Raw genomic sequence first — 17,897 nt, forward strand, 5'->3', positions numbered from 1 at the left:
ATTATAATGTTAGATTAACACCAAATAAGAAGGTGCGGGGACTTGCATAGGTGCCTTCGTCAATTCCAAAAGTGGTATGCCCCTGACTGTCGGGTTGCCCCTGTAATTCAGGGTCGATGCCGGAGTATCCGGTTATCGTAAATAAGTTGGTCCCTGATACATATAATCTTAATTTTTGAATACCTAACTTTTTAAGGCCGTTTGGTGAAAAGGTGTAGCCTATCTGTGCATTACGCAGGCGTACATATGAACCATTTTCAACAAAATAAGAGTTTGGCTGTGCGTTACTGCTAAATGAAGAGTTAACTTCCTGTATTGGCGCTTTAGCGTTTTGGTTTGTTGGCGTCCAGGAATCATAAAGTGCTGTTTGGCTTTTAGCTGTGGTAAATGATGAGTAAAAGTCTCTCCAGCGTTTAACGTTGTTCCATATTTTGTTGCCAAAAACACCGTAAAATAACGCGTTAAAATCAAAGCCTGCGTAGGTAACCCCAAGGTTTAAGCCTGAAGTGAATTTAGGGTTAGGATTACCAATAAAAGTTCTGTCGGCATCTGTGATCTTACCATCGCCATTAACATCCGCATATTTGAAACGACCAACAGCTACATCCGTTTGGTAGGTTGCATTAGGATCATTTGACGCTTTTTGAACTTTTGCGTTAGCCGCATCTATTTCCTGTTGCGAGTTCCAGAAGCCTGCTATTTTATAACCATAAAATTCGCCGTATGAATGCCCTACCTCATTGCGTACAAATCCAATGTCAAAACCTCTGGGGTTATCGCTATCAAAATAATTGGCATCATTGGATACTTTGGTTATTTTATTGCTAAAGGTGGTAATGTTGAATGTGGCGTTAAATCCAACCTTGTTTACTTTAAAATTGGTAGCTATGCTGGCATCCAAACCGTCCGTTTTCATTTTAGCGATATTTACAAACGGTGGCGCGCCGTTGCCGATAGTGCCTAACACCTCCGGATTGTACAATAGATCGCGGATATCTTTACGATAGTAATCAACTGTAACGGTAATAGCGCTGTTTAATATAGAAGCGTCAAAACCTATGTTGGTATTGGCGTCTTTTTCCCATTTAGCGTTGGGATTACCAATTTGCGACTGATAAAAACCTGCTACAACGTTGTTGCCTCCATTAAGTGCATAATAAGATTGCCCTACGGCACTGCTAAACGCATCAAACCGGTTTGAAGAGGTGATGTTAAGCTGGTTACCCATAATGCCATATCCACCACGTATTTTCAAATCATTAAGCCATGCAGCACCTTTCATGAAGCCTTCCTGAGATATCCTCCAGCCTGCACTGAAAGCCGGGAACCAGCCATATTGATGAACTTGTGAGAAATTGGAGGCTCCGTCACGGCGAACGGTGGCATTGAAAAGATATTTGCCATCAAAAATGTAATCGGCCCTGGCAAATAACGAAAACAAGGATGATTCGCCACGATAGCTGTAGTTACTGGCGCTGCTCACATTACCTGTGCTTAAATCAACATAGTTAGGGTCAAAACTAAAATATCCTTGTCTTGCACCACCCAGGTTGCTGGAGTAGCTCTGATTAGCTTCTGAGCCTACCAGTACCTTAATATCATGCTTATTAATTGTTTTATGATAAGCTAAAGTATTGGTCCAGGTCCAGTTATAATTGCTGTATGAATCCTCATTATACTGATTGGTTTGCGAGTTCTCTACGTTTTCATATTGAGGATAGGTGAAGCTATGAGAGGCCCCGGAAGCCGTTTCGCCACCAAAACTGGTGCGTATAGTAAAGTCATTTAAAAAATCAGCTTCCGCAAATACGTTTCCAAACAGCCTGTAAGCAAGCGATTTATTGTTTCTTGTGCGTTGCTGCATAGCTACGGGGTTAAAGGCATCGCCCAGGCCAGATCCGTTATCACCGGCATAGTTGCCCTTAATGTCATATACAGGGATAATAGTTTGCTCCCTGAAGGCATGAGCTATAACCGCATCACCATTGTTATAGCCTACCTGAGGATTATTAACTACGGAATAAGCCAGGTTTTCGCCAATGCGCACATGCTTATTGAAATTGTGCTGACTGTTGGCACGAATGGTATACCTTTTTTCGTAGGTATTGATCAGTGTACCTTGTTGATTGAAATAATTTAACGAGAACAAATAACTTCCCTGTTCATTGCCTGAGCTTACGGCCAGGTTGTGGCTGGTCATAGGGGCGGTTTTAAATATTTCGTGGTACCAGTCTGTACCGGCTTTGTTAGCTTTGGTGATCCGGTAAAAACTGTTGTAATCGTCGGAAGTGGTATAATTAGGGTTTACGTAGTACAATGAAGGATCGGTAGATGGATCTCCATTTTTTGCACCAGCCGGTGAAATGTAATCAGGTAAAGTATAAGTTGAGCCTTTTCCATCAGGGTTATACTGATCGTCCTGAAAATCGGTAACACCAGAGTTTGCCTGGGCCAGGTGTTTTAAATCGGCGAGCTCCTGAGGGGTTAACGTGTGCCATACGTTGCCTCCCTTAGGTACCTGCCTCCCGTAGTAGGCATCATATTGAATAGTAACTTTTCCCTTGCCTTTTTTAGTAGTGATGATAATTACACCGTTAGATGCACGCGCGCCATATATAGAGGCCGAGCTGGCATCCTTTAATATTTGAAAGTTTTCAATATCGTTAGGGTTAATGGTGCTGATATCCTGTGTTGGTATACCGTCAACAACGTATAATGGATCGTTATTGCCAAAGGAGTTGAAGCCCCGTATACGTACTTGTGGTTCGGCACCAGGCTGACCAGATCCTATGATGGTAACACCGGATGCCTGACCTTGTAACTGGCTATTTACCGATCCTGAAGCTTGCTTGTTCATGGCTTGTACATCAACCACAGCTACGGCGCCTGTCAAATCCTTTTTCCTTTGCGTCGCATAACCTACTACAACCACCTCGTTCAGTGATTTTGATTCTTCTGCCAGGATTACGTTGATAGAAGTTTTTCCATTAACGGCTATCCGTTGAGTGGTGAAGCCTAGGAAAGTAAACTCCAGCGTACCATTGCCATCGGGCAGCGTGAGGCTGTATTTACCATTAACATCAGTTACCGTACCTAACGAAGTTCCCGCCAGTTTAACACTTACTCCGGGAAGCGGGGTGCCGCTCGCGTCCTTAATCACCCCGGTTACGGTAACCGTTGCAATGGCTTTGCCATCGGCAGGTTTAATGATAATAATATCATCAACTACCTGGAACGTTAATGGTTGGTTCTGAAGCACATTTTTCATCACCGTTTCGATGCTGGCGTCTTGTAACTCAACGTTTATTTTTTTGTCGGCATTTACCTGATCAAGCCGGTAAAAAACAGTGTATTTACTGTTCTTTTCTATCTGCCTGAACATCTGTTTTACCGAAATGTTATTAAGGTTAAAATTGTAAACGTTTTGTGAATAAACGGCAGCATGTATGTGCATTATACCCGTAAAGAGCAAAACAGTAACAAGCTTCATAATTTTAATGGTTTTTTGCCATGCATGCGCAGGCCATACAGATTTTCTGTCAAAATTTATCATAAATTTGTGTTTGTTAATTAGTTAATACTAGGCTTCCCCAAGCGTAGGGTATTAGCTATTAATTTTTACATAGCCCGGAGTGTTAGCGCACGCCGGGTTTTTTGTTGAAAAGAGAAGGAGTTATTTTTTTGCCATATGCGCTTTTTTAATAGTTATGTTTTATTGTTGATTAGTTGGTTTCTTTAGTGATGGTTACGGTATTGCCTGTTATGGTATAGTCAATGTCTGTATTCCCTTTTATTAAGCTCAATACCTTATCAATGGTGGCTATATTTTTAAAGCTTCCATAATACCTAATGTTCTGTAACCCGACATCATTCATGATTATTTTTACGTTGTATCGGCGTTCCAGTACCCTTGATATTTCATTAAGGGTATTTCCGTCAAACACCAGCAGATCCTCTTTCCAGCCATCATATTTATCCATCTTGGCCGAATCGATCTGTAATACCTGTATCTCGTTCAGATCATGTTGGTCATCGGGTTTATAAGTGTATTTTTCTTTTTGCTGCTGATAGTATATTCGCAATACCTGCCGTGGCTTAACATATATGCGGCTCATTTCGCGTGTATTATTATCAATATTGCCTTCAACAGAAACCTCTCCCTTTACAACTGTTGTTTCAAAGAAAGAGTCGTTAGAGTATGATTTCAAATTAAACTTGGTGCCGATATCCCTAACGGTATAATTTTTTGTGTTTACAATAAATGGTATTGTTTTTTTACCCGGAGCTATTTCAAAAAATGCCTCACCCTCCAAATAAACGGTGCGGTTTTTTTTGCCAAAATCAGTATTATAGTTCAGCTTGCTGCCGGCGTTTAACCAAACCAGGGTGCCATCGGTTAAAACTATCTTTTTTATACCTCCCTGCTTAACAGATACTACTCTGATGCTTTGCACATTTTGCGCATAATGCCTTACTAATAAAACAGACAATATACCAACCAGCGCTACAGCCGCCGCCACTTTACTCCATTTGTACAATTGCCTGTATTTTGTTTCCTGGGGCAGTGTCGACAAAAATTTGTGATATGCTTTTTCTTCATCAACAATTTCTGGCTTCAGGTACAACATATTTTGCCAGCTTTCATACAACTGGGCAAAGTACTGCTCATTTTCCGGATGCGCTTTTACCCATTCCCTTATGCGATCTGTCTCCTGCTCGTCGGCCTCACGGGTAATGTACTTTACCAGTAATAATTTTATCTCTTCGTTATCCATTCTTATTATATTAGCAAGACAACTAAAAAACGGCTTACCCTCAAAACTTTATAAAATATTTTTTATAAATATTCGGCAATGGGCATTAAAACCCCGAATTAATTGTGTTTATGCTACACTATGCAGAATGTTTTATAATTACTTTATCATTATTTCGATATTAAATTTGAAACTTTTAAATTTTTTTAGCTAACTTGTTAAAGTTTTTTAAAAAGTGCCTCATTTTGATTTGATTATGAATAAATGATTACTAAAAGCGACGAGATACTCATTACAAAACTTACGCAGGGTGATGCAAGGGCTTTTGAAGCTTTATTTAAGCTTTATTATACCCGGCTTACGATTTTTTGCAACCGTTTTGTTAATGATCTTTCTATTGCTGAAGAAATTGTTGCCGATGTTTTCGCTCTTTTATGGGAAAAAGGTCATGAGGTTAGTTTTTCAACTTCGGTTGGGTCTTATTTGTTTAAAATGGTACAAAACCGGAGCCTGAATTACTTAAAACATCAAAAAATAGAAAACTTATACGTGGCTTATCTGGAAAAGAATAATCTTTTTGATGAGGTACGTAACACCGTAGAAAGTGGGTATGAAGAAAAGGAACTAACCCGGCAGATTAATGCGGCTATTGACACCCTGCCCCAGAAATGCCGTGAAATTTTTGTGATGAGCCGTTTCAGCGATATGAAGTATAAAGAGATTGCCAGTAAGCTCAATATCTCTCCTAAAACTGTTGAGCGCCAGGTGAGCATAGCGCTCGAAAAGCTGCGGCAAACTTTAAAACATGTAACTTACCTGTTTTTTCTATAATTACTCCCGAAATATTTTATAAAAAGTAAATCTTTATTGGATATTTGATCGTAAAATAATGCTGTTACGTAACCCCCTTTTGTAACTGGTATAAGTATGCGAATAAAGCTGTTGTTATTATTAACAGGTGTGCTGTTAATTGAATTTGGTTATTACTTATATAAAAGATATTCTTTTGAACCAAGGCATTTATCCCGGCACGAAATAAAGCACAAAAACAACATACTCCGGATTGGTATTATTGGCGATAGCTGGGCCAGCGGAACCACGCTCGATACCATTATCAGCGATGAGTTTTTAAAGCATGGTTTAAAAACAGAGATCATTTCATTTGGCGAGCCGGAGGCCAAAACAAAACAGATATATGATAACCTTTACACCAACCCGGGTACGCCTTACTCCAGCAGCGAAATTTTACACCACAACCTTGATTACTGCATTGTTTTAGCAGGTACCAGTGATGCCGCCGGTGAAATGGGGGCCAAGTTTTACGCTTATTACTGTTCGCTCATTATAGGAGATCTGTTAAAAAACAACATCGAGCCTGTTTTTGTGACCATGCCCGATTTTGGTTTTAAGGAAACCACCGATAGTTTGGATGTATTACAAAAGGCCCGTAACGAAGTAGTTTCTTTAATTATTGATAATGGCAGTACGGGTAGCCTTGATGATTACCGCAAACAGGTTAATCAGTTGTTAAAAGACACCCATCTGCAGGATTCAACCATAGTGGTGCCCTTTAGTATGGTATGTGATAATTATAAAAAACATAAGATCCTCTATCGAAACAGCGGTCACTTGTCAACAATAGGAAAGCAAAAAATGGGGAAACTGATAGTGCAGTATATTTTGAATCAACTATATCGAAATAATTCGACAGTGCCTTCGGGTAGCCGGGATATAGTTAACGCTAAGCCCAAAGCACCACATATGCTTTCCTCAGGAAGTTAGGGCTTCCAGCTTTTTAATATCGCGATAACAGATATAAAGCGGTATAATACCCAAAATGCCAAAGCAGCAATCAATAAAACGCCAGTAAATGGGGATACCGCGTATCGGACCTGCGATAAAGGCCAATGGAAACACCATAATACAGGCGATCATCCCAAACTGGATAACCCAGGTGTTTTTTACAGGATCTTTTAACGGCCCAACAAATGCCATGGCTATTACCAGGTGGCCGAATGCCAGCCAATCGGTACCATAACTTAAGTAAGGATAGTTTTGATTGGTAGTTTTTACGGCCAGGTACACCTTCATGATCCAAGGTTGCATAAATGTGGGGAAAGCCTGGGCGTGTGCCGCGAAAAAGGCCAGTTCAGTTTCGATGGGGAAGGCAGTTACACCACTTAATACTAAGCCGATGATGAATATAATGATCCAGGTTTTTACCTTTTTGCGTAATTGCTGCTCGTGTTGAACCATGCAGTGAATGTAATGGTTTTATAAAGTTATTGCCCGCAATATCTTTTAATAAAGCTGTCGGCTTTATCGCTGCCTATATTGCGGATAAAGGTCCAGTCGGTGCAGGCGCCTTCTTTATCACCCTGTTTTAATTTTTGATTAGCCTGTTTCAGCAGGTCGCTGATCAGATCGTCGTCAAAACCCAACTGTTTTTTTAAGGCCAGAATGGCAGATTCTTTACTGGTATCTGCTGTGCCTTTGTATTTATTGATATAGTAATTAGTTACGGCGTTTTCCAACTCCTGCCGGTTTTTATAATCATCAATGGCGGCCTGCATATTTGCCGTGTTATTCTGATAGCCGCAGTTGGTTTGGGACGGATCGAAACGAATAGGTTGTACCAGGTTGGTGTTTTCGTTGTAGTCGGTTGGGATAGTCCAATGCCCTGATGTAAGTTTGATAACCCGCAGGGCCTCATCATCCAGGTCGATACCCAGGCCCCGCTGAACGCTGGCGCTGGTAACCTTGCCGTTACGGTCAATCCTGAATGCTACATCAATAGTGCCCGAAATACAATTTTTGCTGGAATATTCTGGATATACTATCTTGGTTCTTAAAAAATCCAGGAGCGCGTTTTGGCCGCCTTTGAAAGCAGGCTGGGCGGAGGCCATTAATGCCGTTGTTACCATCAGCGAAACGAATATAAACAGGCGCTTTATCATCCTATAAATATCGACAATAAAACGGATATAAAGTTTAATATGAATTAGCTTTTACGTGGGGTTAGAAGCCTAAAACCAAGCCAGGGTCGGGAACATTCAGCCGGTATTTTTCCTTTTCGGAGTATTTACATACGCCGGGATAGTCGCCATATTTACCTTCCATATCATACATGAGCTGAAAATGCAGGTGTGGCGGCCACTGACCGTTCTCCTGGTTGTTGCCCAGTGTGGCTATCTGCTGGTTTTTACGGATGGGCATACCAACTGTCAGCCCGTTCAAGCTTTTGCGGCTTAGGTGCCCGTAGAGGCTGTACAGGGTTAGGCCATCAAGGTTATGTTGCAATATAATGGCTGGGCCATAGTCGCCCAGGTTATTATTATCCTGAAAGCTGTGAACTGTACCATCAAACGGCGAATAAATAAGCGTACCTGCATCGCCCCAGATATCAACGCCTAAATGCAAGCGGCGCGGCTCATCATCGGTATCAAAGTGTGAACTCACGGCGTAAATGGTGCGGTGCTCCATATAGCCGCCAATGCCATACCGGGAATTACTGGCTTTTAATTTCTCACTTACCCAATCAGTAAACCGTTGTGTATCGGCAATGATATCTATATTAAGGTCGGTGTTAGCGGCGGTAAAATCCAACGGAAAAAGCCGGTCGGAGCCGGCATTATAATCAACCACTTTGCCAATGGCTGCAGGGTTGTTTTGCAAGTAAGTTTTTAAACGGGCATGCGGATCCATCCGGCAGTGTTATTCGGTATCGGGCTGGCGCTCTTCTTTGCTTAGTTTTTCAAATATCTTGTCCATACGCTCTACGTATTCGCTGGTGTCGTCCACAAAAAACTCCAACTGCGGAATGATCCTTACCTGGTCTTTAATACGGGCGCCTAGTTTATACCTGATCTCGGATGCGTGTGATTTAATGGTTTGCAGGGCCAGTTGCAGGTTGTTGTTGCCAAAAAAGCTTAAAAATATACGGGCGATGGCCAAGTCTGGTGTTACGCGTACTTTAGTAATGGTTACCAGGGTATTTGGCAAATAGTTCATGCCTTCGCGCTGAAATATGGCGGCCAGATCCTGCTGTATTACTCCGGCAAATTTTTGCTGACGTTTTGATTCCATAATAGTTAATTAACGCCACTGTGGCAAATGAGTTTTATTTATTTGGTTTAGAACGGCTGAAATATAGCAGGCGTTGTGAATGATTAAAGCTATTAATAATAACGTATTAATTGCAAATGTCCTGGGGTATCTCTTTGGTTATTTTTATAACTTTTTTTACAACCAGGGTACTGTCATACTCAGATCCCATACCTTCTTTTCCTGATTTTGATTTGATACCTTCTACCTCCACATATACAGGCTCGTAAGGTTTTTCGAAATTGAGCTGTGAGTATTGCAATTCTAACTGGGCCGAACTGTCGGTAACCCAAAACTCTCTGCCGCTATCGCAATCTTTGAATGATTTTATTTCGGGGCCAAAACTATATAAACCCTTAAAAACTGTTTGTTCTTTGGCTTTTGATGAGTTCCTGTTACATGAGCATGCAGCAATTAAAACAAGTAAGAACGCGAAATATTTAATATACCCTATCCTCATACCGCAAATTTACAAATCCTGTTTGATTTCATCTAAACCTTTAATACTTAATCGTGCGCTAATGCCTGATGCTATTACAGAAATGATGCCAACTGTTAAAAATACCAAGGCAACATCAACCGGGTTAATATCAACCGGATAAGCATCAATCACCGACATTTGCGCGCCCATTTTTATCCAGCCAAAATGCTGTTGCAGCAGGCAGAATATCAGGCCCAAAGCAATGCCGGCAATACAGCCGATGAGAGATATCATCATCCCTTCAAAAAAAAAGATGCCTTGAATGGTTTGCTTGTTGGCACCAAGGCTGCTTAGTATGGCAATGTCCTTTCGCTTATCAATTACTAGCATGGTTAACGAACCAATAATGTTAAATATTGCTATGATCAGTACAAAGGTGAGTATCATAAATATCGACCAACGCTCATAGTTCAAGGTTTTGTAAAGTTCGGTGTTTTGCTGTTTGCGATTTTTTATGGTGAATGTTTTGCCAATATCTTCTATTAATTTGCTTTGTACCGATGCCAGATTGGTGCCTTTTTTATAAGTAAGCTCAATAGATGATACCTCTTTGGGCTGATCAAGCAGATCGCGGGCAAACTCCAGGGGAGTTACTACAATATCGTCAAACTCCTGCTGAATACCAAACACGCCGGATGGATTGATGGAGCGAACCACAAATTCATTAAGCGGATTGTCTGAACTTTCCGTCCCCCGTCTGGGCGAGTATATTTGTATGGGCGAAAGCTCATCATGAACATTAATACCCAGATTATTTTGAATAGTAGCTCCAATAACAGCGAAGTTGCGCCCTCCGCTTTTTAAGGTAAAAGAGCCCACCTGTACGGTGCTATCCAGCTGTTTGTTTTTCAAGAAATCGTCACTTACTCCCTTTAAAGTCGCCAGGAAGGTTTTGTCGCCATATTTGATCAGTGCTTTTTCCTGCAATACTTCGGTGTAGGAAATAAGGCGTTTATCCTGATGCAAGGTATTAAAATAGGCGGTATCCGGATTAAAAGTTTTACCAAGGCGGGTTTCTATCTTGATCTCTGGGGTAAAGTTGCTGTACAACGAAAGGATCACTTTTTCGAAACCATTGAATACCGATAAAATAATGATGAGCGCTGCGCTGCCAATTAAAACACCGAGCATGGAAATACCCGAAATGATATTAATAGCGTGCATTTTTTTGCCCGAAAAAAGGTACCGTTTAGCTATATATACCGAGGTGTTCAATTAGTTTTGGAGTTGTAAGTTGCAAGTTATGAGTTGGGAAGGACTTTTGACTTTTTAATTTTGACTTTTAATTTAAAAACGGGTTGTTTTGTTTTTCGTAACCGATAGTAGTTTCTGGGCCGTGGCCAGGATAAACTATGCAATCATCGGGCAGGCGAAACAATTTGGTGGTAATGTTATCCATTAATGTACTAAAATTGCCGCCGGGAAGATCATACCGGCCGATGCTCAGCCTGAACAGCACGTCGCCGCCTATCAGTATATTGGCTTCCTTGTCATAAAAACATAACGAGGCAGGCGAATGGCCAGGAGCAAAGATCAAATGCAAGGTGGTATTGCCAAATTGGATGCTGCCGGTTTCGGGCAGAAACTCATCGGGCAGGGGAGATACTTCATAACGGATGCCCATTTGCGGGGCATAGGCTACTACAGCAGCTAGTACTTCAGATTCTCCCTCGTGAAATTTTGGTTTTAGCCCGTACGTGTCAAATACAAATTTGTTACCCAATACATGGTCGATATGGCAATGGGTGTTTAATAACAATACCGGTGTTAAGTTATTGTCCCTTATAAAATGTGTAAGCGCGTTTTGTTCGGAAGCGGTATACATCCCCGGATCAATGATCACACATTCGCCGGTTTCGTCATATAAAAGATAGGTGTTTTCCTGGTAAGGATTATTCACAAACGATTTCACTTTTGCCATGGCCCAAAAGTAAGGATTTTATTGATTTGGGAATTCGGATGTTCGATTTCGGATTTATTTGATAGAAGAATTTTTCTGAACCATGATTAACTCCGTTGAGGGCTACGCCGTTTGTGGGATTTGAGGATTACCACGATATTAAAAAATCCTATAATCCTTTAATCTGGTAAATCATGGTTCAGATAAAATCCGGAATCAAAACTAATCTTCTACCAACTCCACCTCTGCAACCGGGCTAAATAGATAAACGCGCTTGGTAGCTATCTCTGTACATTTAAAACGCTTGCGCAATTGCTCTTCCTTGCGGAAGATCCTGCCGCCTTTTATTTTGAATAGTGCTTTTAGCGGCACTTTTTCTACCGTAAGTACAGATTCTTTAGGCGCGTCATATTTGCGTAGGGAACGGTACAAATTCAAGTCCGAGCAGCTGGATGCTGCCGGGTTATTCAGATAGCTGGTAATGGCATGTTTTACATCGGCAGGGAAAATGTCTTTTTCAAAAAAAGGCTGCATCATTTTTTTGAAATTGGCCTTCCATTCTGTGCCATGTGGTTTGGCTTTTTGTTTATGTTCGTTCCAGGTGTGCAGATGCGCGAATTCATGTACTGTAGTTACCAGGAAAGCGTATGGGTTAAGATCGTAATTAACGGAGATGCGGTGACCTTTGCCGCCGTAAGGTGCACGGTAATCGCCAAATTTACTGCCGCGGTTACGCGAAATTTTAAATTCACATTTAAAGTAATCAATCCAGCGGCCAATAAGGGGAGCCGCGTCTGGCGGAAGATACTTTTCTAAAACTTTTACTTTATCCAATTTTTACCTCTATACAAATATAGGGAATCATCGGTTCATAGTTGATGGCTCATGGATCATAGCCAGAAGTTTTTAAAGTATTTACAAAGAGATTATTATTTGTTCATAATCCAAAATCTATCAACCATGAACCCAAAGCCTATTTCAGCCAATGGTAAACTATAAAGCTGGCGGTATAAGCCAGGGCAGTCATATAGGCAAACTGCACGGCGGGCCAGCGCCAGTTTTTGGTTTCGCGATATACCACGGCGACGGTGCTGGCACATTGCATAGCGAAGGCATAAAACATCATGAGCGAAAACGCGACGGCCAGTGTAAATACCGGCTGCCCGGTATTGGGATTGGTTGCCTCGTGCATTTTTTCCTGAACCGATTGCATTTTATCCGCATCGCCTTCCACGCTGTAAATGGTGGCCATGGTGCCTACAAAAACCTCTCGGGCAGCAAAGGAGCTGATGAGGGCTATGCCTATCTTCCAGTCGAAGCCTAATGGTTTAATTACCGGTTCAATCACGTGGCCAAATACGCCGGCGTAAGAACTTTCCAGTTTTTCTGAGGCGATAACCTTGGTGAGGCTATCGAGTGTCATGGTTTTTACGTATTGCGGTTGATGGTACTTTTGATCAATTTTGGCAAAAGTATCGCCGGGGCCATATGATTTCAACACCCATAATATCACCGATACGGCAATGATTACCTTCCCTGCCTGTAGCACAAATGTTTTGGAACGGTCATACATAGTAAAGCCCACGTTTTTCCATCGGGGCATACGATATACAGGTAGTTCCATAATAAAATAACCACGTTCGCGGGCTTTTAAAATAAACTTCATGACAAAAGCTACCGTAACTGCCGAAACAATGCTGAGCAGATACATAGCGGTAAGTGCGAGGCCCTGCAGGTTAAATATCCACCATACGTTGCGGTTGGGTACCACCAGCGCGATCATCAGCGTATAAATAGGCAATCGCGCTGAACACGCTACCAAAGGGGTAACCATAATGGTGATCATCCTGTCTTTCCAGTTTTCGATGTTGCGGGTACTCATGATAGAGGGCACCGCGCAGGCAAAACCACCAATAAGCGGCACCACCGATTTGCCGTTGAGGCCCACCTTACGCATCACCTTATCCATCATAAAGGTAACGCGCGACATATAGCCAGTATCTTCTAAGATGGATATCAACGCGAAGAGGATAGCAATCTGCGGTATAAATACCATTACTCCGCTTAATCCGGCAAGCACACCATCAACTATCAAACTTACCAGCGGACCGGCAGGCAATATATTACTGATTACTTTTTGCAGCCAGATAAACAGATCCTCGATCAGCGACATAGGGTAGGCCGACCAGGAAAATATGGCCTGAAAGATGAACATGAGTATGGCAAAGAAGATCACAAAGCCGAACATCTTATGCGTCAATATCTTATCAATTTTATTGCTTACGGTTTCGTCATGTGCCGTTTCGGGCTTTTTAACCGTATCGTACAATAAATCGTTGATGAAATTATAGCGGGCGATGGTTTCTGCGGCCTGGGATTTTTGTGAATGAAACGAAAACTCGTGTTCCAGTTTTTCTATCCTGTCGCTTTGCTCGGTGGAAAGATAGCTCAGCGTTTCATGCTGATGCGCCAGTTGCAGGGCAAGGTAAGAGTTGTCGATCTTCAGATCGTCTTTGATCTGCGCTATAATTTGCGGGGCAATAACTTCTACATCAATGGTATCTTGCTGCAGGGCTATTTTATTGGTGTGGGCGATAGCGTTTTTAAGCTGGTCGATGCCTTTGATCTTACGTGCCGAGATTGGCACTACCTGCACCCCCAATTTTTTAGCGAACAGGTTGATGTCGATATCAATACCTGCTTTTTCAGATACGTCGATCATGTTTAAAGCCACCACGATGGGTATTTTCAAATCGGCTATCTGGGTATAAAGCAATAAATTGCGTTTCAGGTTGGAGGCATCCAGTATTACCACGATCAAATCGGGTGTTAGTCCTTTGGCTTTATCCGCCAATACCGAAAATACAACGGATTCGTCTTTACTTTTGGGATAAATACTATAGGTACCGGGCAGGTCAATGATTTCGGCGGTGCGGCCATCAGGGAGCTGACAAAAGCCAGTTTTTTTATCAACAGTAACCCCAGGAAAATTTCCTATTTTTTGATTAAGACCGGTTAGTATATTAAAGAGAGTTGATTTACCGGTGTTGGGATTTCCTACAAGTGCAACTCTTATATCGGCTTTCAATTTTTACAAATACTATTGCAATACGATGGTGGAGGCTTCAAATTTCCGCAGACTTAACTGATAGCCCGAAACGTGAATAGCGATCGGATCACCAAGGGGAGCAATGCGCGAAATTCTTATTTCCTCGCCTGGCAGGCAACCCATTTCCATCAGTTTTACCGACATTTCCAGATCAGTAAATTCCTTTACAATTCCTATTTCGCCTACTTCAAGTTGTGAAAGTGTCATCGTATAATTTTAAACCACAGCAAATGTAATCTTATTTATATTAAATCCAAATAAGGGGAACGCGATTGATGTGCAAATGTGCAGATATGCAGATGAGAAATGATAAAATGATGACGATGTGGATATGCAAACTTCAGATTACCCTGCACCTCATTGCGAGGCACGAAGCAATCTCCATACTATACAAAGCGGCTCTGCCTATCGGGGATTGCTTTGTGCCTCGCAATGACGCGTGGAGTTAAAAGCCGCCTAAGATGGTTAGAATCTATCCCATCCTCTGCCCATCCGCATATTTGCACATCCGCACATCAGAAAAATGCGGGCAATTACAGCTTTTTTTGAATATGCCGCATGACGATAAGCCCGTTAATAATACGAGTGCCCCTAATACAATGAATTTATTTTTTACCATAACCCGTTGCTCCTAATGTTACCAGTACCGCGAACATACCCATGCAAGTACCCAAAGTATCTGCAAAAAGATCGCTCCAATCGGCGCTGCGCCAAGTAAAAATGGTGAGCTGAAGTATTTCTATCAGCCCACCAAAAATAATGGCAACTATGGTAACTAAAACTATTTGTTTATACGAGAGCGACAGTGGTTTTTGTTGCCTTATTATTCCGTTGCAAAAAAGCACTATCAGCGTGAAAAAGAAGCTGGTATGGGTTAGTTTATCAAAGCCCGGGAAAAACATAGGCGACTTATCCGCATTGCCCAGATCAACGGCGCACATCGTAAAAACAAATAAGGCCCACAAAATTGTGAGCCCATGATATTTTAAAAATAGTTTCATTTAAGCGTTTACCAAAGCTTCGTAATCAGCTGCCGATAAAAGTGAATCAACAGAAGATACATCAGCAAGTTGTATTTTCACTATCCAACCGTCGCCATAAGGGTCGGTATTCACCAACTCTGGTTCTCCGTCTAAGTCGGGGTTAAGCTCGGTAACTGTTCCCGCAACCGGTAAAAATAGGTCAGATACTGTTTTAACGGCCTCTATCGTTCCAAAAACTTCATCCTGTTCAAGTGCTTTTCCTTTGGTAGGAACGTCAACGTAAACAATGTCGCCCAATTCACGCTGTGCAAATTCGGTGATGCCCACAGTTGCTTCTTGACCTTCAACGCGTATCCACTCGTGATCTTTAGTGTATTTTAACTCAGCTGGAAAATTCATATTGTTAATTTTGTGAGCCCAAAAATAGTAAAACTTTGGGCTATCACAATATCCGGGAATTTATTGTTATAGGCAATAAATTTTCAGGATCGCTGGAAAATATCCACGAAATATCAGGGGTCACTCAGATCAAATGGAACGGATAAAAAAGGAGACCTGCTAAAAAGCAAGCCTCAGTTTTTATAAGAAATCATTGATCTATCAGTTTTTTGTATTCGTCTGCAGACAAAAGCGAATTAACAGATTTTGGATCTTTGAGCTTAATCTTAACAATCCAGCCATCGCCATACGGATCTTCATTTATAATCTCCGGGCTGCTTTCCAATTCCTCATTAAATTGAATAATTTCGCCGGCAACGGGCATAAATACGTCAGATACGGTTTTTACGGCCTCGATTGTCCCAAAAACCTCTTCCTGTTCGATTTTTTTCCCCACGGTTGGGATGTCAACAAAAACAATATCGCCTAGCTCGCGCTGCGCAAATTCGGTAACACCTATAGTTGCTGTATCGCCCTCTGCAAGTACCCACTCGTGATCTCGGGTGTATTTTAAATTACTTGGAAAATCCATGTTCGTTGGTTTTGGTTATTTAAAAGTAGTAAAACTTTATACCACTACAAGGGGTAAGGCCCATTCATTTTAGCCATGATTTTTATAGGATTAAGGGATCAGAAAACTTTATGCCGCCCTCGAAATATATTTTACCAGGCTTCTTTTGGCTACCGGCAACAAGGTTTGCTCCAGAGGGAAAGTGATGTCGCTATGCACATAATATACCGCGGGGTTGGGTAAAAACTTATTACGGTTAATCAGGTTCAGCTTTATGGCCTCGGGTGTATTGGTGATGCTGTGCTCATAGGTATCAATAAAGGAAATGTTGATGCCGCGGTATTTATCGTCCTTATCCTCAAAAATAGTGAGGTGATATTCATATATCCAATTGGTGCGCTCCTTGCCGTTGCGTAACGAAAAATAACCATGATAAGGCATCAGGGGAACAATACCTACCGGATCGATATTTAGGCGGCTCTCCACAAAATCATAGATCTCTTTACCCGTTTGTATCGCAGGATCCATCTGTGCCAGGGCATAGGCAATAATCTGCTCAATCTCCTGCATGTTCTGATCGTCCTTAATGATCTTTTGATAGGTAAGCTTTACTGCGTCGATATCAGCCTGCGTTAAACGCTGCGGAAAGGCCTGTTGCAACACAGTTTTGTTCTTTCTAAAATCAACCAGGTTGTTGTAATGAAAAATAAGATCGGCCAGGTTGGGATATAGTCGACTCTTATCAAAGTGGCGGTTAATTTCTTGTAAATAATTCAGGAGGACGTACTTTTTTTGTTCAAAATCTATATATCCCTCAATAAACCAGTTTACGCCCAATGAATTCATTTTTTTTCAGACTCCTTTCAATAGCTTAATTTAAACAAAAAACAGCAACTTTGCAATATGCCCTATGGAACCCTTTATTTAATACCCGTACCGCTGGCTGAAGAAACAGCCGCCCAATCATTTACCCCTTACCTGGTTGATACCATTAACAGTATCAAAGAGTACATTGTAGAGAATGAGAAAACCGCCCGCAAGTTTTTAAAGCTGGCGGGCTTAAAAACGCCCCAAAGCGAACTCCTCATTCATGATTACAGTAAGCATAACCGTGATATGGGTAAAGCCGATTTTTTTAAAGGCTTACAGGCGGGTAACGACGTAGGCCTGATGAGCGAAGCCGGCTGCCCCGGCATTGCCGATCCCGGCGCCGAGATTGTAGATAAGGCACATCGCATGGGTATTAAGGTGGTGCCTCTGGTAGGGCCAAGCTCTATTTTGCTGGCGCTGATGGCATCTGGCTTTAACGGGCAAAGCTTTACTTTCCATGGTTATTTGCCTATTGATAAAGCGCTGCGCAGCAAAAAGATCAAAGAGCTGGAAGCAGCGGCCATTAAGCTCGATCAAACACAGCTATTTATTGAAACCCCATTTCGCAATAACCCTATGCTGGAAGAGATTTTAAAAACAGCAAATCCTAAAACCAAGCTTTGCATAGCAACCGATTTAACTGCGCCTACAGAATTTGTACAAACCAAAACCATTGCCGAGTGGCAGAAAAAAGTTCCCGAGCTGCACAAGCGGCCAACCATTTTTCTGCTTTTTCATCCATAAATA

19 protein-coding genes are annotated in these 17,897 nt (G+C 41.8%); 3 read left to right on the forward strand and 16 right to left on the reverse strand.

What is annotated here, in order from left to right; all coding sequences use genetic code 11:
• Position 1: 1 nt before the first annotated feature.
• Positions 2 to 3,490 (reverse strand): TonB-dependent receptor, encoded by a 3,489-nt coding sequence (locus tag ACTJKG_RS04730; RefSeq protein ID WP_216650490.1) that lies wholly within the window; start codon positions 3,488 to 3,490, stop codon positions 2 to 4.
• Between the two features lie 232 nt (positions 3,491 to 3,722).
• On the reverse strand, positions 3,723 to 4,775 hold the full coding sequence (locus ACTJKG_RS04735; RefSeq protein WP_440738494.1) for a FecR family protein: 1,053 nt from the start codon (positions 4,773 to 4,775) through the stop codon (positions 3,723 to 3,725).
• 243 nt (positions 4,776 to 5,018) lie between these two features.
• Between ACTJKG_RS04735 and ACTJKG_RS04740 the strand changes: the two genes are divergently transcribed.
• Complete coding sequence (locus ACTJKG_RS04740) at positions 5,019 to 5,585, forward strand: RNA polymerase sigma-70 factor (RefSeq protein ID WP_172333992.1); 567 nt, start codon at positions 5,019 to 5,021, stop codon at positions 5,583 to 5,585.
• A gap of 96 nt (positions 5,586 to 5,681) precedes the next feature.
• A complete protein-coding gene (locus ACTJKG_RS04745) occupies positions 5,682 to 6,536 on the forward strand; it encodes a hypothetical protein (RefSeq protein ID WP_172333991.1) in 855 nt (284 codons plus the stop codon).
• Here ACTJKG_RS04745 and ACTJKG_RS04750 read toward each other — a convergent pair.
• The 14 genes from ACTJKG_RS04750 to ACTJKG_RS04815 all read right to left on the reverse strand — a co-directional run bounded on the left by ACTJKG_RS04750 (position 6,525) and on the right by ACTJKG_RS04815 (position 17,126).
• Positions 6,525 to 7,010, reverse strand: a complete 486-nt coding sequence (locus tag ACTJKG_RS04750) for a hypothetical protein (RefSeq protein WP_440738495.1) — start codon at positions 7,008 to 7,010, stop codon at positions 6,525 to 6,527. The two genes, ACTJKG_RS04745 and ACTJKG_RS04750, sit on opposite strands and share 12 nt — an antisense overlap.
• Positions 7,011 to 7,036: 26 nt before the next feature.
• A complete protein-coding gene (locus ACTJKG_RS04755) occupies positions 7,037 to 7,711 on the reverse strand; it encodes an energy transducer TonB (RefSeq protein WP_440738496.1) in 675 nt (224 codons plus the stop codon).
• Between the two features lie 61 nt (positions 7,712 to 7,772).
• Positions 7,773 to 8,459, reverse strand: a complete 687-nt coding sequence (locus tag ACTJKG_RS04760; protein WP_172333988.1) for a peptidoglycan DD-metalloendopeptidase family protein — start codon at positions 8,457 to 8,459, stop codon at positions 7,773 to 7,775.
• Between the two features lie 9 nt (positions 8,460 to 8,468).
• Complete coding sequence (gene rbfA / locus ACTJKG_RS04765; protein WP_172333987.1) at positions 8,469 to 8,840, reverse strand: 30S ribosome-binding factor RbfA; 372 nt, start codon at positions 8,838 to 8,840, stop codon at positions 8,469 to 8,471.
• 106 nt (positions 8,841 to 8,946) lie between these two features.
• Positions 8,947 to 9,318 carry a hypothetical protein gene (locus ACTJKG_RS04770; protein ID WP_172333986.1) on the reverse strand — a complete coding sequence of 124 codons (372 nt, stop codon included), beginning with the start codon at positions 9,316 to 9,318 and terminating at the stop codon, positions 8,947 to 8,949.
• 9 nt (positions 9,319 to 9,327) lie between these two features.
• Positions 9,328 to 10,503, reverse strand: a complete 1,176-nt coding sequence (locus ACTJKG_RS04775) for an FtsX-like permease family protein (protein WP_253952175.1) — start codon at positions 10,501 to 10,503, stop codon at positions 9,328 to 9,330.
• Between the two features lie 118 nt (positions 10,504 to 10,621).
• Positions 10,622 to 11,260 carry an MBL fold metallo-hydrolase gene (locus tag ACTJKG_RS04780; RefSeq protein WP_172333984.1) on the reverse strand — a complete coding sequence of 213 codons (639 nt, stop codon included), beginning with the start codon at positions 11,258 to 11,260 and terminating at the stop codon, positions 10,622 to 10,624.
• A 201-nt stretch (positions 11,261 to 11,461) separates the two neighbouring features.
• The gene (locus ACTJKG_RS04785) at positions 11,462 to 12,073 is read right to left on the reverse strand and encodes a SprT family zinc-dependent metalloprotease (protein WP_166094937.1); all 612 of its coding nucleotides are present in this window, start codon (positions 12,071 to 12,073) and stop codon (positions 11,462 to 11,464) included.
• Positions 12,074 to 12,212: 139 nt separating this feature from the next.
• Positions 12,213 to 14,327, reverse strand: coding sequence for a ferrous iron transport protein B (gene feoB, locus ACTJKG_RS04790; RefSeq protein WP_172333983.1), 2,115 nt, complete (start codon positions 14,325 to 14,327; stop codon positions 12,213 to 12,215).
• A gap of 12 nt (positions 14,328 to 14,339) precedes the next feature.
• A complete protein-coding gene (locus ACTJKG_RS04795) occupies positions 14,340 to 14,555 on the reverse strand; it encodes a FeoA family protein (RefSeq protein WP_076373926.1) in 216 nt (71 codons plus the stop codon).
• A gap of 398 nt (positions 14,556 to 14,953) precedes the next feature.
• The gene (locus ACTJKG_RS04800) at positions 14,954 to 15,349 is read right to left on the reverse strand and encodes a VanZ family protein (protein ID WP_440738497.1); all 396 of its coding nucleotides are present in this window, start codon (positions 15,347 to 15,349) and stop codon (positions 14,954 to 14,956) included.
• Positions 15,350 to 15,730, reverse strand: a complete 381-nt coding sequence (gene gcvH, locus ACTJKG_RS04805; RefSeq protein ID WP_172333981.1) for a glycine cleavage system protein GcvH — start codon at positions 15,728 to 15,730, stop codon at positions 15,350 to 15,352.
• A gap of 190 nt (positions 15,731 to 15,920) precedes the next feature.
• Positions 15,921 to 16,301 (reverse strand): glycine cleavage system protein GcvH, encoded by a 381-nt coding sequence (gcvH, locus tag ACTJKG_RS04810; protein WP_172333980.1) that lies wholly within the window; start codon positions 16,299 to 16,301, stop codon positions 15,921 to 15,923.
• Between the two features lie 108 nt (positions 16,302 to 16,409).
• On the reverse strand, positions 16,410 to 17,126 hold the full coding sequence (locus ACTJKG_RS04815) for a hypothetical protein (protein ID WP_172333979.1): 717 nt from the start codon (positions 17,124 to 17,126) through the stop codon (positions 16,410 to 16,412).
• Between the two features lie 57 nt (positions 17,127 to 17,183).
• Between ACTJKG_RS04815 and ACTJKG_RS04820 the strand changes: the two genes are divergently transcribed.
• A complete protein-coding gene (locus tag ACTJKG_RS04820) occupies positions 17,184 to 17,894 on the forward strand; it encodes an SAM-dependent methyltransferase (protein WP_440738498.1) in 711 nt (236 codons plus the stop codon).
• The last annotated feature ends 3 nt before the right edge of the window (positions 17,895 to 17,897 follow it).

The sequence above is a fragment of the Mucilaginibacter sp. 22184 genome (assembly GCF_052045695.1).
Classification (GTDB): Bacteria; Bacteroidota; Bacteroidia; order Sphingobacteriales; family Sphingobacteriaceae; genus Mucilaginibacter.